The 22,587-nt window shown below is 48.8% G+C and carries 20 protein-coding genes and 1 other RNA gene; 5 read left to right on the top strand and 16 right to left on the bottom strand.

All coding sequences use genetic code 11. From position 1 onward, the window contains the following. Positions 1-74 precede the first annotated feature (74 nt). The 3 genes from BEB54_RS02875 (at position 75) to selO (ending at position 2,998) form a co-directional block, all read left to right on the top strand. The gene (locus tag BEB54_RS02875; protein ID WP_001209785.1) at positions 75-539 is read left to right on the top strand and encodes a C40 family peptidase; all 465 of its coding nucleotides are present in this window, start codon (positions 75-77) and stop codon (positions 537-539) included. A gap of 246 nt (positions 540-785) precedes the next feature. Continuing rightward, positions 786-1,499, top strand: coding sequence for an anti-FlhDC factor (gene ydiV / locus BEB54_RS02870; RefSeq protein WP_001563444.1), 714 nt, complete (start codon positions 786-788; stop codon positions 1,497-1,499). Between the two features lie 62 nt (positions 1,500-1,561). Next, positions 1,562-2,998 (top strand): protein adenylyltransferase SelO, encoded by a 1,437-nt coding sequence (gene selO / locus BEB54_RS02865; protein ID WP_105276969.1) that lies wholly within the window; start codon positions 1,562-1,564, stop codon positions 2,996-2,998. Positions 2,999-3,001: 3 nt separating this feature from the next. Here selO and hemP read toward each other — a convergent pair whose 3' ends face one another. The 3 genes from hemP to ppsR form a co-directional block, all read right to left on the bottom strand. Beyond that, on the bottom strand, positions 3,002-3,193 hold the full coding sequence (hemP, locus tag BEB54_RS02860; RefSeq protein WP_105276970.1) for a hemin uptake protein HemP: 192 nt from the start codon (positions 3,191-3,193) through the stop codon (positions 3,002-3,004). A 131-nt stretch (positions 3,194-3,324) separates the two neighbouring features. Then, positions 3,325-4,371: a 3-deoxy-7-phosphoheptulonate synthase AroH gene (aroH, locus tag BEB54_RS02855; RefSeq protein WP_001082226.1), complete on the bottom strand. Its 1,047-nt coding sequence runs from the start codon at positions 4,369-4,371 to the stop codon at positions 3,325-3,327. Between the two features lie 156 nt (positions 4,372-4,527). Then, positions 4,528-5,361 carry a posphoenolpyruvate synthetase regulatory kinase/phosphorylase PpsR gene (gene ppsR, locus BEB54_RS02850; RefSeq protein ID WP_000368046.1) on the bottom strand — a complete coding sequence of 278 codons (834 nt, stop codon included), beginning with the start codon at positions 5,359-5,361 and terminating at the stop codon, positions 4,528-4,530. A 332-nt stretch (positions 5,362-5,693) separates the two neighbouring features. Between ppsR and ppsA the strand changes: the two genes are divergently transcribed. Beyond that, on the top strand, positions 5,694-8,072 hold the full coding sequence (gene ppsA / locus BEB54_RS02840) for a phosphoenolpyruvate synthase (RefSeq protein ID WP_000069375.1): 2,379 nt from the start codon (positions 5,694-5,696) through the stop codon (positions 8,070-8,072). 55 nt (positions 8,073-8,127) lie between these two features. Here ppsA and fadK read toward each other — a convergent pair whose 3' ends face one another. Genes fadK through BEB54_RS02815 form a run of 5 tightly spaced genes read right to left on the bottom strand, consistent with a single transcriptional unit; the run spans position 8,128 to position 13,187 of the window. Beyond that, the gene (gene fadK / locus BEB54_RS02835) at positions 8,128-9,774 is read right to left on the bottom strand and encodes a medium-chain fatty-acid--CoA ligase (protein WP_105277027.1); all 1,647 of its coding nucleotides are present in this window, start codon (positions 9,772-9,774) and stop codon (positions 8,128-8,130) included. A 56-nt stretch (positions 9,775-9,830) separates the two neighbouring features. Further along, entirely contained in the window at positions 9,831-10,124 is a 294-nt protein-coding gene (locus tag BEB54_RS02830; RefSeq protein ID WP_000081071.1) for a ferredoxin family protein, read from the bottom strand. Beyond that, the gene (locus BEB54_RS02825; protein ID WP_105282127.1) at positions 10,121-11,410 is read right to left on the bottom strand and encodes an FAD-dependent oxidoreductase; all 1,290 of its coding nucleotides are present in this window, start codon (positions 11,408-11,410) and stop codon (positions 10,121-10,123) included. The genes BEB54_RS02830 and BEB54_RS02825 overlap by 4 nt, the downstream gene beginning before the upstream one ends. A 54-nt stretch (positions 11,411-11,464) precedes the next feature. After that, positions 11,465-12,403 carry an electron transfer flavoprotein subunit alpha gene (locus BEB54_RS02820; protein ID WP_000080696.1) on the bottom strand — a complete coding sequence of 313 codons (939 nt, stop codon included), beginning with the start codon at positions 12,401-12,403 and terminating at the stop codon, positions 11,465-11,467. Between the two features lie 19 nt (positions 12,404-12,422). Beyond that, entirely contained in the window at positions 12,423-13,187 is a 765-nt protein-coding gene (locus BEB54_RS02815; protein WP_000692119.1) for an electron transfer flavoprotein, read from the bottom strand. 315 nt (positions 13,188-13,502) lie between these two features. Between BEB54_RS02815 and BEB54_RS02805 the strand changes: the two genes are divergently transcribed. Further along, positions 13,503-14,414, top strand: a complete 912-nt coding sequence (locus BEB54_RS02805; RefSeq protein ID WP_000284810.1) for an AraC family transcriptional regulator — start codon at positions 13,503-13,505, stop codon at positions 14,412-14,414. A gap of 42 nt (positions 14,415-14,456) precedes the next feature. Here the strand turns inward: BEB54_RS02805 and BEB54_RS02800 are convergent, their stop codons facing one another. The 8 genes from BEB54_RS02800 to rprA form a co-directional block, all read right to left on the bottom strand. After that, positions 14,457-15,608, bottom strand: coding sequence for an acyl-CoA dehydrogenase (locus tag BEB54_RS02800; RefSeq protein WP_000347836.1), 1,152 nt, complete (start codon positions 15,606-15,608; stop codon positions 14,457-14,459). A 13-nt stretch (positions 15,609-15,621) separates the two neighbouring features. Beyond that, on the bottom strand, positions 15,622-17,217 hold the full coding sequence (locus BEB54_RS02795) for an acyl CoA:acetate/3-ketoacid CoA transferase (protein ID WP_032184342.1): 1,596 nt from the start codon (positions 17,215-17,217) through the stop codon (positions 15,622-15,624). Between the two features lie 145 nt (positions 17,218-17,362). Then, a complete protein-coding gene (gene aroD / locus BEB54_RS02790) occupies positions 17,363-18,121 on the bottom strand; it encodes a type I 3-dehydroquinate dehydratase (RefSeq protein ID WP_032184340.1) in 759 nt (252 codons plus the stop codon). Between the two features lie 30 nt (positions 18,122-18,151). Continuing rightward, on the bottom strand, positions 18,152-19,018 hold the full coding sequence (gene ydiB, locus BEB54_RS02785; protein WP_000383469.1) for a quinate/shikimate dehydrogenase: 867 nt from the start codon (positions 19,016-19,018) through the stop codon (positions 18,152-18,154). An 11-nt stretch (positions 19,019-19,029) separates the two neighbouring features. Then, positions 19,030-20,295, bottom strand: coding sequence for an MFS transporter (locus BEB54_RS02780; RefSeq protein ID WP_032184339.1), 1,266 nt, complete (start codon positions 20,293-20,295; stop codon positions 19,030-19,032). Between the two features lie 226 nt (positions 20,296-20,521). Next, the gene (locus BEB54_RS02775; protein WP_105276972.1) at positions 20,522-21,736 is read right to left on the bottom strand and encodes an MFS transporter; all 1,215 of its coding nucleotides are present in this window, start codon (positions 21,734-21,736) and stop codon (positions 20,522-20,524) included. Positions 21,737-21,834: 98 nt separating this feature from the next. Continuing rightward, positions 21,835-22,191, bottom strand: coding sequence for a YdiL family protein (locus BEB54_RS02770; RefSeq protein ID WP_105276973.1), 357 nt, complete (start codon positions 22,189-22,191; stop codon positions 21,835-21,837). Positions 22,192-22,327: 136 nt separating this feature from the next. Next, positions 22,328-22,435: antisense sRNA RprA (rprA, locus tag BEB54_RS02765), an RNA gene on the bottom strand. Positions 22,436-22,587 lie beyond the last annotated feature (152 nt).

Below are 22,587 nucleotides of genomic sequence, written 5' to 3'. Positions count from 1 at the left end.
CATTAGTATCTTGAAAATCGGGTAATTACGACGCTAAATTAATGCAAGAATAAAAAACAGAGGAACCGTACGGAATGCGTTTCTGCCTTATTTTGATCACAGCACTGTTTCTGGCCGGGTGTAGCCACCATAAAGCACCGCCGCCAAATGCCAGACTTTCTGATTCGATTACCGTTATTGCCGGTTTGAACGACCAGCTACAGAGCTGGCATGGCACGCCGTATCGTTATGGTGGCATGACGCGGCGCGGTGTGGACTGTTCGGGGTTTGTGGTTGTGACGATGCGCGATCGTTTCGATTTGCAGCTGCCCCGTGAAACCAAACAACAAGCCTCTATCGGCACGCAAATTGATAAAGACGAGTTGCTGCCTGGTGACCTGGTCTTTTTCAAAACGGGCTCCGGACAAAATGGTTTGCATGTAGGTATTTACGATACCAACAACCAATTTATCCACGCCTCTACCAGCAAGGGAGTGATGCGTTCCTCACTCGATAATGTCTATTGGCAGAAAAATTTCTGGCAGGCGAGACGAATCTAGTATGTCGAAAAATGGACGGCGATGATACATCTCCGTCCATTTACTCCTGAATACAGTAGTATTTTACAGACAAAAATACCGTATATGGATTATTCGTTTATAATCAGGATAATCTAATAAAAGGACCCCTGAAAAAGTGGTTAACATGGAACAAATGAAAGTTACTCCTTCTGTAATTGTTATGTCTTATGGCCTCATCCCTTTTAGCCGGATACTGAAAAACATCCTTCGAGAGGGACGGTTACCATGAAGATTTTTTTGGAGAATCTTTATCATTCTGATTGCTATTTCCTGCCGATAAGAGATAACCAGCAAGACCTTGTCGGCGTTGAGTTAATTACCCATTTCTCCAGTGAAGATGGTACGGTTCGTATACCGACGAGTCGGGTTATAGCGCAACTTACCGAGGAGCAACATTGGCAATTATTTTCTGAGCAGTTGGAATTGCTAAAATCATGCCAACACTTTTTTATTCAACATAAACTCTTTGCCTGGCTTAATTTAACCCCACAAGTGGCTACTTTATTATTAGACAGGGATAATTACGCGGGCGAACTATTAAAATATCCGTTTATTGAACTGTTGATTAATGAGAATTACCCGCATCTCGATGAAGGAAAAGATAATCGCGATCTTTTGTCCTTATCGCAAATGTATCCCCTTGTGTTAGGTAATTTGGGCGCAGGCAATAGCACAATGAAAGCGGTTTTTGATGGTCTTTTCACCCGCGTCATGCTGGATAAAAGTTTTATTCAGCAACAAATCACGCATCGCTCCTTCGAACCGTTTATTCGTGCGATCCAGGCGCAAATTTCCCCATGTTGCAATTGCATCATCGCGGGGGGCATTGATACGCCAGAAATAATGGCACAGATTACCCCCTTTGATTTCCATGCTCTCCAGGGATGCCTGTGGCCTGCCGTTCCTGTAAATCAGATAACGACGTTGGTTCAGCGATAACCCTCCTGTTTGCTGGTGTTTAAGACGAGAGTAACCGTCTACACTATCAAACAGGAGGATCTATGACCCTGTCTTTTATTACCCGTTGGCGCGATGAATTGCCAGCAACCTATACAACACTTTCCCCTACGCCTTTAAATAATGCCCGGCTGATTTGGCATAATGCCGAACTGGCTAACACGCTGGGTATTCCATCGTCACTGTTTAAAAATGGCGCAGGTGTCTGGGGTGGCGAAACCCTACTGCCTGGTATGTCACCACTGGCGCAGGTTTACAGTGGTCATCAGTTCGGCGTCTGGGCGGGCCAACTGGGTGATGGGCGCGGCATTTTACTCGGCGAACAACGGCTTGCTGATGGCACTACAATGGACTGGCATCTGAAAGGTGCTGGCCTGACGCCTTATTCGCGAATGGGTGATGGACGGGCGGTTTTACGTTCGACGATACGAGAAAGTCTCGCCAGTGAGGCGATGCATTATCTGGGCATTCCGACGACCCGCGCGTTGAGTATCGTCACCAGCGATTCGCCAGTGTATCGGGAAACGGTGGAGCCAGGCGCGATGCTGATGCGTGTGGCACCAAGCCATCTGCGCTTTGGTCATTTCGAACATTTTTACTATCGCCGCGAGCCGGAAAAGGTTCGTCAGTTAGCTGAATTTGCTATTCGTCATTACTGGTCACATCTTGCAGATGATGAGGACAAATACCGTCTCTGGTTTACCGATGTTGTCGCACGTACCGCATCGTTAATTGCCCAATGGCAGACGGTCGGCTTTGCTCATGGGGTGATGAATACCGACAACATGTCGCTGCTGGGGCTGACGCTTGATTACGGGCCGTTTGGTTTTCTTGATGATTACGAACCCGGTTTTATTTGTAATCACTCGGATCACCAAGGGCGTTACAGCTTTGATAATCAACCTGCCGTCGCGTTGTGGAATTTACAGCGTCTGGCGCAGACATTGTCACCATTTGTTGCCGTAGATGCCCTGAATGAGGCCCTGGACAGCTATCAGCAGGTTTTGTTGACGCATTATGGACAACGGATGCGGCAGAAACTGGGCTTCATGACGGAGCAAAAAGAGGATAACGCGCTACTGAATGAATTATTCAGTCTGATGGCGCGAGAGCGCAGCGATTATACCCGAACATTCCGCATGCTGAGTCTGACCGAGCAGTACAGCGCGGCGTCACCGCTACGTGATGAGTTTATCGATCGTGCGGCATTTGATGACTGGTTTGCCCGTTATCGGGTACGTTTGCAACAAGACGAGGTTACCGATAGTGAGCGTCAGCAGCTGATGCAAAGCGTTAACCCAGCTCTGGTGTTGCGCAACTGGTTGGCGCAACGGGCGATTGAAGCGGCAGAAAAGGGTGATATGACGGAATTGCACCGCCTGCATGAGGCGTTGCGAAATCCTTTCAGCGACAGGGATGATGACTATGTCAGTCGTCCACCTGACTGGGGTAAACGGCTTCAAGTCAGCTGCTCGAGTTAAAGGCTACTTGGTCAACAGCAGCTTGCCAGCCTGAGTTTTACGGAGCAGATATTCTTGCCCGTCATGATCGATAATCAGTTTGCCATCCGGACCTAACAGTGCCTGGCTGGTAATTCGCCGAATGGGCTGCGGGGAAGCGGTCTTGTGATTGGCATCCGTTTCAGGCGTGAGTTTTCTGCTATCCGTATAACGCATAAAAATTAATAATAATTGATATAACAATGATTCTTATTATCAATATTCTGGCGGGCCAGAGCAAGCAGTAATTTGTTGAGAAGACAACAAGTTGCGCAGAAATGCCCATTCCGTCAGGAATGGGCACGCATTCAGAAGCGGGTATCAACCGCAGAGGCGAGTTTTTCGACCAGGCGTTCGGTATCTTCCCAGCCCAGACACGGGTCGGTAATGGATTGACCGTAAGTGAGCGGCTGACCGCCGACGATTTTTTGCGTTCCTTCGCGCAGGAAACTTTCCGCCATAATTCCAGCAATCGCCGTAGAGCCATTGCGGATTTGCTGACAAATATCCTCACAAACTTCTAACTGGCGACGATGCTGCTTCTGGCAGTTGCCGTGGCTGAAATCCACCACCAGATGTTCAGGTAAATCAAACTCGTGCAACGTATCGCAGGCAGCGGCGATATCATCCGCATGGTAATTCGGCTTTTTGCCGCCACGCATAATAATGTGGCCATACGGATTGCCGCTGGTCTGATAGATGGTCATTTGACCGTTTTTGTCAGGCGAGAGGAACATATGGCTGGCGCGGGCAGCGCGGATAGCATCCACGGCAATTCGCGTGTTGCCATCGGTACCATTTTTAAAACCTACCGGACAGGAGAGTGCCGAAGCCATTTCACGGTGGATCTGACTTTCGGTAGTACGTGCGCCAATCGCGCCCCAACTGATTAAATCAGCAATAAACTGACCGGTCACCATATCGAGGAACTCAGTCGCGGTAGGGACGCCCAGCTCATTTACCTGTAAAAGTAATTTGCGCGCCAGCTCCAGACCGTGATTTACCCGATAGCTGCCGTTTAAATCCGGATCGGAGATTAGCCCTTTCCAGCCGACAACAGTTCGTGGTTTTTCAAAATAGGTGCGCATTACGATTTCCAGCCGTGACTGGTACTGGTTGCGCAGCGACTGCAGACGGGTGGCGTACTCCATTGCAGCGGTGAGATCGTGGATCGAGCAGGGGCCAATAATGACCAACAGTCGCTTATCTTCACCATTCAGTATTTTTTCAATTCTGCGGCGGGAGTCGGTGACATGGGTGGCGACGCCAGGCGTTACGGGATACCGTAGCGCGAGTTCGGCGGGCGTTACCAGGCTCTCAATACGCGCAGTACGGAGTTCGTCAGTTCTGTTCATTACAAGTCTCAGAAATTTGTTGCTTCTACGGCAGGACTACCGGGAAGTGATGCGCATCACGATAAACCAATCGCAGCTGATTTCAAGTGCGAGGTGTGTCACACCTCGCCGGGTGGTTAGCATGATAACAAAAAAACAAGTTAATGCACTAGTTCTCTAGTACATTCGACGACTAAGGCCCATGATATCAAGGATCTTGGTGGCAATCTCTTCTACCGAATAATTGGTACTGTTAATCCATGGGATCTGATTTTTACGGTACAACGCTTCCACTTCCGCGACTTCCATCCTGCACTGACGAAGCGAGGCATAGCGACTGTTCTCCCGACGTTCCTCGCGAATCGCCGCCAGACGTTCCGGGTCGATAGTCAGGCCGAACAATTTATGCTGAAGCGGTTTGAGCGACGCGGGTAGCACCAGATTATCCATATCGTCGGCAATAAAGGGGTAGTTTGCCGCGCGGATACCAAATTGCATTGCCAGATACAGACTGGTGGGGGTTTTACCACAGCGAGAAACGCCGAGCAGGATCACCTGAGCCTGGTCCAGATTGCGCAACGAAATGCCGTCGTCATGGGCAAGGGTGTAATCAATCGCCGCAATGCGCGCATCGTATTTATTGAGATTATTAGGGTTAAGGCCATGGGTACGATGAGCAATCGGCGTTGGATCCAGTTTCATCTCTTGTTGTAGCGGGGCAACCAGCGCCTGAACGATATCCTGGCAAAAGCCTTCACTTTGCAAGATGATGGCGCGAATCTCCGGCAACACGATGGAGTAGAAGACCAGTGGGCGCACACCTGTCTGGTGATAAATTGCGTCAATCTGATCCTTCACTGCCCGTGCACGGCTCTCATTTTCGACAAACGGCAGCGTAATGCTGCTGATAGTGACGGGAAATTGTGACATTACTGCGTGTCCTAATACCTCCGCAGTTATTGCCGTACCATCAGAAATATAAAAAACGTGGCGATCAACAGCATTATCCATTTTGTTCTTCCCGTAATGCAGACATAATTCTATGAAAGCATAAATTAAAAACGCACAGAAGCGTAGAACGTTATGTCTGGTTTATAAAATGAACCTTCAATTTTATTTTTTATGAAAACAGCATTTCATTTTTACGGTTTCGTTTATACCGATGGTTTATGTGGAAATTGTCGAAGAGAGCAGATTTGCGCAACGCTGGGATCAGTCTTAAAAAGTAAAAAAATATATTTGCTTGAACGATTCACCGTTTTTTTCATCCGGTTAAATATGCAAAGATAAATGCGCAGAAATGTGTTTCTCAAACCGTTCATTTATCACAAAAGGATTGTTCGATGTCCAACAATGGCTCGTCACCGCTGGTGCTTTGGTATAACCAACTCGGCATGAATGATGTAGACAGGGTTGGGGGCAAAAATGCCTCCCTGGGTGAAATGATTACTAACCTTTCCGGAATGGGTGTTTCCGTTCCGAATGGTTTCGCCACAACCGCCGACGCGTTTAACCAGTTTCTGGATCAAAGCGGCGTAAACCAGCGCATTTATGAACTGCTGGATAAAACGGATATTGACGATGTTACCCAGCTTGCGAAAGCGGGCGCGCAAATCCGCCAGTGGATTATCGACACTCCCTTCCAGCCTGAGCTGGAAAACGCCATCCGCGAAGCCTATGCACAGCTTTCCGCCGATGACGAAAACGCCTCTTTTGCGGTGCGTTCCTCCGCTACTGCAGAAGATATGCCGGACGCTTCTTTTGCCGGCCAGCAGGAAACTTTCCTCAACGTTCAGGGTTTTGACGCCGTTCTCGTGGCAGTGAAACATGTATTTGCTTCTCTGTTTAACGATCGCGCCATCTCTTATCGTGTGCACCAGGGTTACGATCACCGTGGCGTGGCGCTCTCCGCCGGTGTTCAGCGGATGGTGCGCTCCGACCTCGCATCTTCTGGCGTGATGTTCTCCATTGATACCGAATCCGGCTTTGACCAGGTGGTGTTTATCACTTCCGCATGGGGCCTTGGTGAAATGGTCGTGCAGGGTGCGGTTAACCCGGATGAGTTTTACGTGCACAAACCGACACTGGCGGCGAATCGCCCGGCTATCGTGCGCCGCACCATGGGGTCAAAAAAAATCCGCATGGTTTACGCGCCGACCCAGGAGCACGGCAAGCAGGTTAAAATCGAAGACGTACCGCAGGAACAGCGTGACATCTTCTCGCTGACCAACGAAGAAGTGCAGGAACTGGCAAAACAGGCCGTACAAATTGAGAAACACTACGGTCGCCCGATGGATATTGAGTGGGCGAAAGATGGCCACACCGGTAAATTGTTTATCGTGCAGGCGCGTCCAGAAACTGTGCGTTCTCGCGGTCAGGTTATGGAACGTTATACGCTGCATTCACAGGGCAAGATTATCGCCGAAGGCCGCGCTATCGGTCATCGCATCGGCGCGGGTCCGGTGAAAGTCATTCATGACATCAGCGAAATGAACCGCATTGAACCTGGCGACGTGCTGGTCACTGACATGACCGACCCAGATTGGGAACCGATCATGAAGAAAGCATCGGCTATCGTCACTAACCGTGGCGGACGTACCTGTCACGCGGCGATCATCGCTCGTGAACTGGGCATTCCGGCGGTAGTGGGCTGTGGTGATGCAACAGAACGGATGAAAGACGGTGAGAACGTCACTGTTTCTTGTGCAGAAGGTGATACCGGTTACGTCTATGCTGAGTTGCTGGAATTTAGCGTGAAAAGCTCCAGCGTAGAAACGATGCCGGATCTGCCGTTGAAAGTGATGATGAACGTCGGTAACCCGGACCGTGCTTTCGATTTCGCCTGCCTGCCGAACGAAGGCGTGGGCCTTGCGCGTCTGGAATTTATCATCAACCGTATGATTGGCGTCCACCCACGCGCACTGCTTGAGTTTGACGATCAGGAACCGCAGTTGCAAAACGAAATCCGCGAGATGATGAAAGGTTTTGATTCTCCGCGTGAGTTTTACGTTGGTCGTCTGACTGAAGGGATCGCGACGTTGGGTGCTGCGTTTTATCCGAAGCGCGTCATTGTCCGTCTCTCTGATTTTAAATCGAACGAATATGCCAACCTGGTCGGTGGTGAGCGTTACGAGCCAGATGAAGAGAACCCGATGCTCGGCTTCCGTGGCGCGGGCCGCTATGTTTCCGACAGCTTCCGCGACTGCTTCGCGCTGGAGTGTGAAGCAGTGAAACGTGTGCGCAACGACATGGGGCTGACCAATGTTGAGATCATGATCCCGTTCGTGCGTACCGTAGATCAGGCGAAAGCGGTGGTTGAGGAACTGGCGCGTCAGGGGCTGAAGCGTGGTGAGAACGGGCTGAAAATCATCATGATGTGTGAGATTCCGTCCAACGCCTTGCTGGCAGAGCAGTTCCTCGAATATTTCGACGGCTTCTCAATTGGCTCAAACGACATGACGCAGCTGGCGCTCGGTCTGGATCGTGACTCCGGCGTGGTGTCTGAACTGTTCGATGAGCGCAACGATGCGGTGAAAGCACTGCTGTCGATGGCGATTCGTGCCGCGAAGAAACAGGGCAAATATGTCGGGATTTGCGGTCAGGGTCCGTCCGACCACGAAGACTTTGCCGCATGGTTGATGGAAGAGGGGATCGATAGCCTGTCTCTGAACCCGGATACCGTGGTGCAAACCTGGTTAAGCCTGGCTGAACTGAAGAAATAAAATAAATCCCCGGCGGCGTTTTGTCGCCGGGTTTATGTGATCCCCGAGATGAAACTTATTCAATCTCTTCACAGACATCCTGAGTTAATCGCCGCATAATATCTTTCCTTAACAAAAACTTTTGTATTTTACCTGAGGCAGTGCGCGGTAGTTTTTCGATTACCACGATATGTTCAGGATATTTATATTTCGCGACCCGTTTACGGCTAAAAAAAGTCACCACGTCTTCCAGCGATAATGAATGATGCGGCGCTTTCAGCACGACATAAGCGCATGAGCGTTCACCTAAACGTTCATCGGGCATCGCAACCACACAGGCATCGTGAATTTTAGGATGCTGCAATAAAATATCTTCTACTTCACGGCTGCTAATATTTTCGCCGCCGCGGACAATAATATCTTTCTTGCGCCCGGTTATTTTTATATAGCCAGCTTCATCCATTCGGCAGAGATCGCCGCTGTAATACCAGCCTTCTTCATCCAGCGCACGGGCGGTTAATTCCGGTTCATCAAAATAACCCATAAACACATTGGGACCACGCGAAGCCTCTTCACCTACACAACCAGGCGGTAAGGTCTTGCGTGCATCATCGACCACTTTAATCTCTACGCCTGCGGCAGCGTAACCATCGGTGTTCATAAAGCGCGACAAAGGATCGTCGAGATTTACCACCGCATGCGGCGAACTTTCTGTGGAACCATAAACACTTAATAATTTAATGCTGCGTTGTTGGCATTCACGCGCCACCTTTTTGGGGATCGTGGTGCCGCCGCAAAGAAAGAAGCGCAGCGCTGAAAGGTCTGCGGGCTGTTTCTCCAGTAAATTCAAAAGGTCATAGACAAACGGTGTTGCGCCGAGCATACAGGTGCAACGCTGCTGCTCAAGCAGCGCGAGACACGCATCAGGAGTGAAAATATCTAACAACACGCTGCGAGCACCAATCAAAAAAGGTGCTGTTACGCCATGCAGAAAGCCCGTTGCGTGACCAAGTGGCGCAGGCATCATAAAGACATCCTGCCAGGTCAGATTCAGCCGCGCGCAATAAGCCCGCTCACTGGCGAGAATATTGTTATGCGTTAGCATCACGCCCTTTGGCAGACCCTCGGTTCCGGAGGTAAATAGCACAGCGGCTAATTCATCGCCGTGGGTCGTTATCGCCGTAGTCAGTGGGGTATTGTCGGCGAGAATCTGACTTAATGAGAGGGAAGAGGTGGCGGGAGCCAGTTTGTCCACGCCGACAATTTGTTGTAGTTGTGGAAGCTGATTTTGCAGCGGCAGGATTAAATCTACCGGACGCGTTTGTTTAAACAACGTCGGTGCAAAGAACATTTTTGCCTGACACTTATTGAGCACCCACACCAGTTCAGCCTCCCGCCAGGAAGGCAACAGCGGCACGGAAACCGCACCGGTTTTCAGGCAGGCAAGATAGATAACGGTAAATTCACACCAGCCTGGCAGTTGAAATGCGATGCGATCGCCTGATTCAATACCCTTCGCCAGCATCCAGTTTGCCAGACAGCTCGCGGCATGATCGAGCTCGCTATAGGTGTACGATGCACCATGATTATCGACCACGGCAATTTTATCTGGCATCGAACGAGCGGTCTGCTGCCAGTAATCGGCCAGCGAAGCATCGCCCCATAATCCTTGCTGACGATACGCCGCACGACGTTGTTCGTTAAACGTTAATGTCACTTTCATTTTGGACTCTCGAAACAGAACATCAGGCCCGAGATACGGGCCTGTGGGATGCATGATTAGCCGTAGCGAAAATCAATACCGAAGGTGCCTGCGGGATATTGCCACTGTTCGAGAATCGTATTGCCACACAACACCCGACAGGTGCCGCATTCGAGACAACCGGCGGAATCAAAATGTATGTTTCCTGCGTCATCCTGCTTATAAAGTCCGGCAGGGCAAGCTTTCATTAATTTACGGAATTCATTGATATCGGGATTTGCCGCCAGAATGATATGCGGGTGACCCTCATCAACATGGAATTTATTGACACCTAATTTGATGTCGACGTTAACCGTAGCGTTCTGGCTCATAGCGCGGTTGCTCCTTTAATGCCATCTTTCAGCAAGTTGATCAGCCCAATTTTCTTCGCATGTCCCATGATCATTTTGCGTACCGGTTGGTTAGGCTTACCGTCGATAGTGAACATTTCGTTCATGATGTCGGCGACCATTCGTGGGTATTGGCTAAACAGGCGCGGGTTTTCCATCAGCGCCGGGATCTTGCGAAAATGCTGCATATCACGCATGACGCAGCTTTGTTCCAGCTCACGTTTGTATTGCGCCAGGCTGCTGGCGGAGAAGTCAGCGCGTTCTTTAGCGGCAATCACTGTTGTGGCGGCAGCCTGGGCCGATGCGATGGCTAAATCCATTCCGCGAACCGTAAAGCCCAGATTGAGGCAGAAACCTGCGGCGTCACCGACGATCATCACGCCCTCATTAACCAGCTGCGGCACCATCGCCAGACCGCCTTCCGGTACCATGTGCGCGGAATATTCAAGCAGTTTGCCGCCGCTAATCAGTGGGCGAATGGCGGGGTGTTGTTTAAAATCTTCCAGCATTTGCGGCACGCTTTTTTTTGCATGGGCGATATCACCCAATCCACAAACCAGCCCCAACGATACGGAATCCTTGTTGGTATAGAGGAATCCGCCGCCCATCAGGCCGTCAGAAGGGGAACCGGCAAACAGCCAGGCGGCACCTTCCTCGCCCGTAACATTAAAGCGATCGTTGATCTGTTCTGGTGTGAGGCCAATAACCTCTTTAACACCAACAGCGTAATGATGCGGATCGGAAGCGGGAACCATTCCCAGCGAGCGGCCAAGCATCGAGTTAACGCCATCAGCCAGAATCACCACATTCGCTTCAAGAACATCATCCCCGGCCTGAACACCAGTGACCTTATTTCCTTCACGAACCAGCGCATCGACACGAACGCCCGGGATAAACTGCGCGCCAGCCTGTTCGGCTTGTTCCATCAACCACGGGTCCAGACGATTACGCAATACGGTATAAGACGCGTGTTGCGGAACATCTGGTTGCTCGCGGTGAAAATCGAGGGTAACGGCACTCTCTTCGGTTAAGAAGGAGATTTTCTCGCGTGTGACCTTGCGTTCTACCGGTGCTGATGCAGCAAAGCCCGGAATGATCGCTTCAAGTGTGTGGGCATAAAGACGCCCGCCGGTCATGTTTTTACATCCGGCACTGTCGCCGCGTTCTATCACCAGGACATCCAGCCCGGCTCGCGCCATGACCAGTGCGGCAACGCTACCGGCAACGCCCGCACCGACCACAATGGCATCAAATTTGTCATCCGACATGCGTTATGCTCCCTTCCCGCTGCGTTTACAGCGGGAGATGTGGTTGAAAGGGAATTAGCGACTCAACTGACTAATCAGGGCAGGGACGACTTTGTAGATATCGCCCACCAGACCGTAGTCGGCATAGTTGAAGATTGGCGCATTTTTATCTTTATTAATGGCGACAATCACTTTTGCACCGTTGCCGCCAACCATATGCTGGATCTGCCCGGAGATCCCCAGCGTCAGGTAGAGATCGGATTTCAGCAACACGCCGGAGACACCGATATAACGTTCACGCTCCATCCAGTTCTCGCCTTCGGCAATTGGACGTGAACAGCCGACTTCAGCATTCAGCACCGCCGCCAGTTCGTGGACCATTTTCAGGTCATCCTGCGCCGCCAGACCACGACCGACGCCAACCACACGTTTTGCTTTGCTCAGGTCCACGCTGCTTGCCGCTTTCGCACGGCGTTCGCGACAGAGAATTTCATGACGCGGGGCAACATAAGGTACCGTTTCTGTCGGGCACTGATGAGAGATATCACTGGTGCACGGTTCCTGAACACCGGGTGCAAGGGTAATGATCGCCAGCGGGCTGTTGATCTTTTCCTGAGCGAACGCTAACCCGCCATACATCCGGTGTTCGGCGCAAATGTGACCATCGACAATATCCACCGCCGTGGCATCGTTCACCAGCGCCGCATTCAGTTGCACACTTAACCGTGCTGCCAGAGCTTTACCACGTTTCGTCGCGGCCAACAGCAACATAGCGGGGTGTTTATCTTTCAGCAGGGCAGCAATGCTTTCGGCGTAATTTTCAGTACGTTGCAGCGCGTCGTTTTGCTCAAGAACATAAATACATTTTGGCCCATAAGGCATAACTGCCTGCGCCTGGTCGGTATTTTGTACAATGGCATACACCTGTTGGCCCCATTGCTGAGCGCCGCCAAACAGTTCAGCATAACGTTCAGGATTATCGCTAAAGACCCAGACGCTGTTTAATTGACTCATCGTTTCTTCTCCGTAGGCTTCAGTTCAGGGCTTTCTTCAGATGTTCCGCCAGCTCGGCAATGGCCTCCGGCGAATCGTTATCGAGAATGATGTGCTTACGTTCTGTTTGCGGCGGTACGCGAATGCCGGTCAGTTCAGCAAGTGGTGTGCTCTGGCTCCAGCCAATATCACTTGCCTGCCACTGATTTACCGGTTTTTTACCCGCGCCGAGAATGGCTTTCATCGAAGGAATGCGTGGCATGTTAATATCGGAGGTGACGCAGAGCACGGCTGGAACAGAGAGCTCAATAACTTCAACATCATCTTCAAGCGTGCGTTCAATCACCAGTGTATTGCCCTGACGCTGAATAGCACTCACTGCATTAATCACCGGAAGTTGCAGAATTTCTCCGACCAGCAAGCCAACCTGCTGGGCATAAAGGTCGCCGGAACCTTCACCAAAGATCAGTAAATCGAAGCCGATCTTTTCAACTGCTGCCGCCAGCGCCTTTGCGGTATCGAGAGGCAGTGCATGTTCAAGTTGCGCATCCTGCACCAAATACAGGCTATGCGGCCCGCGGGATAGCACGTCTTTGCGCACTTTCGAGTTCTGCAACAATGAGCCGCCAATGGTCAGCGCGGCTATCTCATCGTCATCTGTTGCAATCTGGCTTGCAGCTTCAATGGCATTGAGATCGAACTGGCTGATTTTGGCGTCGGCATTGTCGAAATTCAGGGTATATTCTGGAGTGACAACAATGTCCTGTTCTTCAGGCACCAGCTTAAAGCAGGTTATTATTTTCATGATTTCTCCTGTGAGTCGCATACGGAACCATCTCCGATAGAAGGTAAAAATGGCCTGAAAATAGTGTGCGATAGCGGTGCGGGGTTTTCGACGGAGCAAGCTGTTTTCCTTGCCAACAATCTTGCAAAAAAAATGCGATCGCTAAAACAAAAGTGCAATTTGCGGCAATGTTGTTATTCCATGACCGTACAATCTTGCATTCAGTGTAAATAATCTTGTTTAGCTCTCGCTAAACGCGGTTGTATAACCGCAATACACGCCGTATTTTATCCGGCATATATTGTTTTTGCTTGCTCATGGAATAGGGAGGTTGTCATGTATCAACGCTGTTTTGATAACGCCAGCGAAACGCTGTTTGTCGCCGGTAAAACGCCACGGCTTTCACGTTTTGCATTTAGCGATGATCCAAAATGGGAGTCCGGACATCACGTTCATGACAATGAAACCGAGTTGATTTACGTCAAGAAAGGGGTAGCAAGGTTTACCATCGATTCTTCGTTATATGTCGCGCATGCCGATGACATTGTGGTGATAGAACGTGGCAGGTTGCATGCGGTGGCCTCTGACGTTAACGATCCAGCAACGACGTGTACCTGTGCGCTGTACGGCTTTCAGTTTCAGGGGACTGAGGAAAATCAGCTACTGCAACCGCATTCTTGCCCGGTCATTGCCGCAGGGCAGGGAAAAGAAGTCATTAAAACCTTATTTAATGAGCTAAGTGTGATTTTGCCGCAAAGTAAAAATAGCCAAACATCTTCGTTATGGGACGCATTTGCCTATACGTTAGCAATTCTTTACTACGAAAACTTTAAAAATGCTTATCGTTCGGAGCAGGGGTATATTAAAAAAGATGTTCTGATAAAAGATATTCTTTTCTATCTGAATAATAATTATCGCGAAAAAATCACTTTAGAGCAGTTATCGAAAAAATTTCGTGCCAGCGTCAGTTATATTTGCCATGAATTTACCAAAGAGTATCGTATTTCCCCTATTAACTATGTTATTCAACGGCGTATGACGGAAGCGAAATGGTCACTCACCAATACTGAATTATCACAGGCAGAGATCTCCTGGCGTGTGGGTTACGAAAATGTCGATCACTTTGCCAAACTGTTTTTGCGCCATGTCGGCTGTTCGCCCAGCGATTACCGCAGGCAATTTAAAAACTGTTTTGCGGAACAAGAAATCCTATCTGAATTTCCTCAACCAGTAAGTCTTGTCGGATAAATCTGGCGGCGCAGTTTGTTAAGAAGCTGCGCCGCCTGCAGATTATTTGTTCTGATAATCTTTCAGGATCTGCCGACCTGCTACGTAAATCATAATTTCGTCTGTACCGCCGCCGATACGTTCACAACGGACATCACGCCAGAAGCGAGAGACGCGCGCCTCATCGGTATAGCCCAGACCGCCCATGATTTGAATCGCATCATCAATGACTTCCATTGCGGTACGTGCGCAGTACAGTTTTGCCAGCGCCGCGCTGGTGCGCAGTGACTGATGCTGATCGGCTTGCCATGCCACTTTCAACACCATGTTGCGCATGTTGTCGATCTTAATCGCCATCAGCGCCAGTTTTTCCTGGATCATCTGGTTATGACCAATGGGCTTACCAAAAGCGATACGCTGGTTGGCATAGCGTGCGGCATCTTCAAAGGCACACTCGGCAAAGCCGGTGCTGCGCGCGGCGTTGATCAGGCGTTCCATCTCAAAGTTGTACATCACATTGAGGAAACCCATTCCTTCTTCGCCCACCATGTCGCTCTCTTCAACTTCCACGTTGTCGAGATAGACTTCGCAGGTGCTGAGCATATGCCAGCCGATTTTATGCAGCGGGTTAATCTTAATGCCGGGCTTACTGGAGTCGACCCACCACAGGGTGAAGGCTTTTTTGGGATCTTTCGGTTCTGGATCGCGCGCCAGCACCAGCATATATGGGTACTCTTTCGCGCCGGTAATAAAGGTTTTCTGGCCGTTGATGTAAACCTTGCCATTTTTACGCGTGTAAGTGGTAGTGGCACTGTTATTGTCTGAGCCTGCGCCTGGTTCCGTCAACGCCAGGGCATAGGCGGGATCACCCGTTTCCAGGGTGCTCTCTGCCGTTTTACGTAGCTGCTCAGCAGAACCGAAACGGCGCATGCTGTGAATACATTGACCGTTGGTAATCAAAAATGCCGGAGCACCGCATTTTGACACTTCCATCAGCGCCAACATCTGGGTGACGTAATCCGCAGGGATGCCACCAAATTCTTCCGGCACGCCAAGCATAGAAATGCCGTTATCCGCCAGTGCCCGCATAAACTCACGCGGGTATGTCCCGTTTTGATCGCAGGTGCGGAAATACTCTTCCGGGAAGTTGGTCGTAATCAACTCGCGAATACTGGCCAGCAGCAGTTCTTGTTCTTCAGTTAAAGAAAAATCCATCATTATACTCCTGTTAATGAGCCGCTTCAGGCAGGACAAAACCCATCGCCGCATCGATAAATAATCTTTCGTCCATCAGTTTGAGTTCTGGCGAAATCACTGGGGTGAAATCCATTTTGTCGAGAATATCTTTTTGTAAATCGACGCCAGGAGCGATTTCGATTAAATGCAGGCCGTCTTCTTTTAGCGTGAATACGGCGCGCTCAGTGATATAACGAACATCCAGTCCTCGCTCGAGAGCGATTTTTCCGCTGAAAGTAATTTCCGGTAGTTCCCGAATAAATTTCTTCACCCGTCCTTCCTGGACGATATTTAATTTGCCGTCGGCAATTTCTGTTTTTAAACTGCCCGCAGTTAATGTGCCGCAGAAAATGATTTTCTTCGAAGTGGCACTGATATCAATAAATCCACCGGTGCCCATGATTTTACCATTGAATTTATGCACGCCGACGTTACCGTGCTGGTCGACTTCAGCAAAACTCAAATAACAAACATCCAGACCGCCACCGTGATAAAAATCAAACTGGGACGTCATATCCAGAATGGCACGGGTATTCACGTTCGCGCCAAAGGCGATCCCCTGTGAAGTAATACCGCCAATTGGGCCTGTTTCTACCGTCAGAATAAAGTCATCAGCACAACCTTCTTCCCGGGCGACCAGGCCAATGCCGTCGGCAATACCGACGCCGACATTCCCCACCGCGCCTTTGCGCATTTCGAATAATGCGCGCCGCGCAACTAATTTACGTTGGTTTAGGGGTAGGCTAAGTTTGGTGCTGTCATCAAGGGTGAAGTCACCAGAAATAAAGCGGTTAACCGGCGCACCGCCATACAGTTGGGTTTGATCCGGATCGACTACCACAATATCCACCAGATAACCCGGAATACGGACAGATTTAGGATGCAGCGTGGCTTTCTTAACCATCTTCTGCACCTGCATCATCACAATACCGCCGTTATTGTGCACCGCCTGAGCAATAACCAATGCGTCGAGATACATCACCTCATCTTCAAAGGTGGCGTAGCCTTCGCTGTCGCAGGTGGTAGCGCGAATGAAGGCGATATCCGGCGCAATCGCTTTGTAATAGAGATATTCTTTGTTATCAAACTCGACCAGTTTAATCAGGTCTTCTTTAGTGACTTCATTCAGTTTGCCGCCTTGCTGGCGTGGATCGACAAATGTTCCGATGCCAATATCACTAATAATACCAGGCTGGTGGGCTGCGGCGGCGCGTAAGGTTTGTGTAAGTACACCTTGTGGATAGTTATAAGCAATAATTTTATTTTGTTCTGCGAGATCAGAAATACGCGGCGATTGTCCCCAGTGACCGCATAATGCCCATTTCACCAGACCTTCTTGTGCCAGCGGACTAATACCACGGTCGGCGCGATCGCCAAGCCCTGTTGGACTAATAATCGATAAATTACGTGGTGTTTGAGTCTGTTTATATTTATCAGCAAGAGCAGTAATTAACGTGGTGGCTTCCAGAATACCGCCGCCAGCGCCTAACACACAAAGTGTCGCTTCGTCGGGAATATAATTCACCGCTTCCTGTGCCGACAGGACCGGCACTCGTCCATTAATACGAGGTGGTTTTACAGGTTTCATTGTTAATTCCTGATTCAGGTGTGATTTTCCCTACGCCAGATGGAGAATTAGCGCACAGAGACTCACGAAATATTTTTATTAAATACGGTTAAAAATACTTTTTTCATTTCGGCGGGGGAGGATATTCCCGCCGAAATATTATTGCTTATGCCTGATGTAAAATAGTTAATACCGTGCGCAAATCATTTACCGAGATTTGCCCTGGCGCAGAGGCTTTTTTTACCGCACCAAAAGTTGCCGCCGACCCAAATACTTCACCAGCCAGACGAGAAATTACGCCAGTTTTTGCCATCGACATTGTGATTATGGGGCGATCGGCATACTGCTCCTGCATCTCCAGGGTTGCACTAAGCAACGTCAGCACATCACTGGTACTTTGCGGCATCAGCGCAATCTTAGGAATATCGGCGTCGAAGGATTGCATTTTGCGCAGACGGGCAATGATTTCTTCGGCTTCCGGCGTTTTATGGAAGTCATGGTTGGACATGACAACTTTCACATCATGCGCGTGGGCGTAGGCCACGGTTTCTTTAACCTGATCATCGCCGGTAAATAACTCCAGATCGATCATATCAACCAGGCCGCTGTCGATGGCTGCACGATTGAGAGCAATATAAGCCTCGGTGGAAATCGCCTGCTCGCCGCCTTCTTTGGCACTGCGGAAGGTAAACAGCAGCGGTTTTTCTGGCATGCTTTCACGGAGAATTTTTGCCGCTGCCATGACAGACTCCACATTGGAGAGGTCGGCATAGTGGTCAACACGCCATTCCAGAATATCAAAGTCCGCTTCACGATAGGCGAGAGCTTCGGATTTCACGCTGGCGATATCTTTCGCCATCAGCGAGACGATGATTTTAGGTGCGCCCGTACCAATGACGAGATCTTTTACAGTTACGGTTTTCATTTTTTACCCTTTCTGCACGCGGTCAGCCTGTCAGGCACCGAACCCCATGACCTGTTTAACATATTCCAGAGGGAAATCTTTGCCAGTCCATAACGTGAACTGTTCAGCCCCTTGCCACAACAACATGCCGTATCCATCAATCGTTTTGCAACCAGCTTGTTGCGCCTGCTGCAATAACTTCGTCATATGCGGGTTATACACGCATTCAGTGACCAGAAGTCCCGGATGTAACAGACTGATATCATTAACCAATGATTCATTCTCAAGGGGTTTCATACCCACTTTTGTGCCATTGGTTAAAATGTCGGCGGAAGCCAGGGCTTCAGCAAAGGCTTGCTGATCGGCGAGATCGGTGACTGTCACGACGCAATCGGTGTTTTCGTTAACCCGTTGCGCGAAGGCGAGGGCTTTATCGAAGAACTCATCCCGACGGTTAAAGAGTTTAATTTCTTTTAAACCTTCAATTGCCCCCTGCGCGCCAATCGCCGTTGAGGCACCACCGGCCCCTAACAGCACCATCGTTTTGCCTTTGATATCAAAACCGCTCTCTTTAATGGCGCGAATATGGCCCGTGCCGTCGGTGTTATAGCCACGCAGATAGCCATCATCATTAACGATGGTGTTGATGGCACCCACCAGTTTGGCCGCTGGCGTTAATTCATCAACATATTCACACGCCAGTTGTTTGTTTGGCATCGATACACCAGTTCCGCGCATTTTGAGGGCTTTTAATCCTTCAATTGCTCCGGGAAAGCTATCGTTATCCACTTCGAAGGCCATATAGGTAAATGGCAATCCCGCTTTTTCTAAGGCTTTATTCTGCATTTCGGGCGATAAACTGTGCCGGATAGGATAGGCCATCAACCCAATCAATTCGTATTTTGCGGTAACATCCATAATTAACTCCTTTAACCTCTATGCTTAATTGTGTTTAACCGGGTGCTAAATTTACGCTCGCCAAACCGCACATCATTTTCAGGAATAATGAAAACGCGGTAATAGCGGATAAAAACAATAATTGCGGTAATCAGGGCCAGCAGCGCGAAAGTAAAATCGAGAACAATGATATATTGCAGGCCGATGTTCGACAGATAACCGGTAATCAGCGGAATAACAAAGTTAGCCAGTCCACCCATCATCATATAAATACTGGTGACTTTGGCTTTGCTTTTGGGGAAAAACTCTGACATGACCGAAACGCCGAGCTGTAAAATGCCACCAGCTGCTGAGAAACCGATAACAAAGGCTCCGGCATTACACACCAGTGGAGAAGGGTACAGGTAGATAATGGCTGCTGTTATTGTTGCCAGTGCAGAGTTAAATACATTAGCCCAGATGGGCCGGACCATTTTTTTCAGTAGTGCGGCAAAAATAAAGACACAGACCAACGAGCCCATACTGTAATAAGAGATGGTTTTTAATGCTTCAGCTTCTGACATACCAGCAAAAGCCATCGCATATTTGGGCATCCACACCACAATCACATAAAAGGTCGAGAATGCGGCTACACCGAACAGTACCGATGAAACACCTTCCAGCCAGACTAACGGTTTGCTGTTCATTTGCGGTAATTCATTAGCTACGCTGGCGTCCACCAACTGGCTGGGGAATTTGCTTTTCAACAGCATCAGCGTGATCAGTACAAACAGAATACCCGGAATAATCAGCCCATAGCCGTACCAGATGTTATTGAGCAACATATAGCTCACCAGCATTGGGTAGAACATTTGTCCGAATGACACCATCGCTTTAACCAGTATGACCGCCGAACCGGAGGCTTTCGGAAAGCATTCCATGAGCGCAGGGTAGCCACCCGTATCCAATGCTGAGTTAGCGATACCTACGCACACTGCCAGACAGTAGGCGAGAGTTAAATTCGGGCAAGCGGGAATACCAAAGAAGAATAGCAGATACATTATTACTGCCATTAATATTACCGCCCGACGACCAAACTTATCGGAGATCACACCGAAGAATAAAATACTGATCAATCGGCCCAGACCGATACCGGAAATTAAATAGGCAATGCCCGCGTTGTCAGTGGAAAACTTTTCTGCCAGAGATGACATATTTTGGGCAAGCGTAATAACACTAATGCCGTGCAGAAAATAGCTGAAGTAAATACAAAGAACAGCCAGGATAAATGGCGTGCTGAAAGCCTTATTTTGAGACATTTTCACAGCTCCTTGCTGAAAGATTATTTCGTTACCGTACGTATTGTTCTCCGACGGTTTACATAATTACTATACTGAAGATGATTATCCCTGGGTACATGGCATAAAGTTTATGTTTCCAGGAATATTGCATGTCATAGTTTGTTTTTGACCGCGATTTTCCTTAGTTAGCGCAGAAAGAGTTATTTATCCGTAAGATCTTGCATGACCTGAAAAGAATATTGCATTACCCACCCGGAGCGACATTTTCCTTTAGCGAGTTATGCTGCGTTTCTTTGCGGCTGCGTAAGCCGATAAACAGTGCCAGTAAAAAACCAATGGCAGCGATGGCGGTATCGAACCACATAATATCGGCAATACTTCTTTGGGACAGATGAGCCGTAATCAACGGAATAGTAAAGGTCGCAATACTGCCCGCACTGTAATAGATCCCTGTCGCTTTACCTTTAGCGTAGGGGAAACGTTCAGCCATTAACGTCAGGCCAATTTGCACAACACCTCCAGCAGAGGTAAAACCAATGACAAAAGCAAATATTATCACCACATAAAATGTGGGATGCAGGCAGACGGTAAACAGAGCAGTAAATGAGATAAAGGTGTACAGCATGAGTAATGTTGTTGGGCGAACGGTATTACGAATGAGTGGAGCGGTAATAAATACACAAAGCAGCGAACCCACGGTGTAGATACTGAGTAGTTTGATCGACATAGTGTATGACATGCCTGCAACAAATTGTCCGTACTGTGCCAGCCACTGGCTAACCAGATAAAAGGTTGCCATTGAGATATAGCCATATAAGGTATAACTGGCTAAATCGATAATTGAACAGCGATGTTCCGTAGAGTTGGTGGCTTTCTCTATGACAGGTAAGCGACGACCCGGATGGGGTGGGAACGTACAACGGTATAAAAACAGAGCATTAATAAACATAATGCCTGCGGCAATCATAAAGGACCAGCCGAACCACAGTTCAGCCCACACTAACAGGCTGATGATTAGCGGTAATAAAAATTGCCCGCTGGAAACAAATGCTTTAATTAAAATATTAGCTGTACCCGATGAACGTGGAAAAGCTTCCATCAAACTGGGATAGGTGCCTGCATCGAGAAAACTGTTTGCCATTCCCGCCAGAAAGCCCAAACCATAAGCGATAATGATGTTATTGGTGTGCAGGATGCCAAAAAAGAAGGCCATATAGCAGCACATCCCGAGCATGATAAAAGGGCGGCGACCAAAGCGATCGGATAATAATCCTGCAAAAAGCAAGACACTTAATCGACCAATACCCAGCGATGAGATAACTATTGAGACGCCTGCGGCATTAGTCTGCCAAAGCGTCTCCAGCGAGGCCATATTCAGGCTCATCAAAATGACGCCCATACCATGCACCAGGTAATTAAAATACAACCCAAGTGCGGTAGGGAAATAGGGATTTTTCATAGGTTCTACTTAGCAAAGGTGCTTTAAAAAGTGAAGCGATGTTGTGTCAGCATCCGTTCATTATTGTTGTAACAACGACAATTCCTTTCTTTGGAAAATTAACAAAGGCGCTCCAGATCGTGTGCATATAATTCAGCGGCTACCGATTGATAGATCTTCCAGTCAATAAAATTGCCATCAGGGTAGACACGTTGAAACGCGGTTAAGTCAGGGAAAAAACGCATGGTGTTGTTGCCGATGCGGTTATTTATTTTCTCTATGATGGCATGAAGATGTTTTTTTCGTTGCTGTCGCATAGCCAACAGTTGCTCGACCACACGATCAGGAATGGCGCATTTGCCATTTTCCCACTGATGCCAGCTTTCACTGTCAGCGGTCTGGGCAATCAAGGTCGCGCATTCATCAATAGTCATGGCAAAAATATGGCGAAGAGCCTGGAGTTCATAAGCGTTCATCGTGTAATGGCTGCATGAAATAAACAATAAAATATAAATAACATTATCAGCCTGCCGACGGCTTGAAGAGAGTCACAGTATCTTGTGCAACATTATTGGAAAGAGTGAGGGGGCGAGGTAGCGAAGAAGAAAAATGTTAAAAAAAAGCCCATCGTGGGAGATGGGCAAAGACTACACACAGCAATTCGTTGTTTCACTCAGGGGATTTCCATGCTTATAAATCAATATGTTGATTTATAACCGTGAGCTAATAGTAGGCATACGGACTTTTTGCGTCGATCAGATTCGTCTCATTAGTTTAAAAACTGTAAAGAATTTGCGACAGGTACTACCAGCTGAATGGCGGTAAGCAGGAAAATATGGGGAAGAGCAAGCAAATATCAATTAGCGGTGGTT

The organism is Escherichia sp. MOD1-EC6021, from assembly GCF_002965245.1.
GTDB lineage: Bacteria > Pseudomonadota > Gammaproteobacteria > Enterobacterales > Enterobacteriaceae > Escherichia > Escherichia coli_F.
Note: the sequence above shows the minus strand (reverse complement) of the source record. Positions and strands in the feature narration are given on the sequence as shown.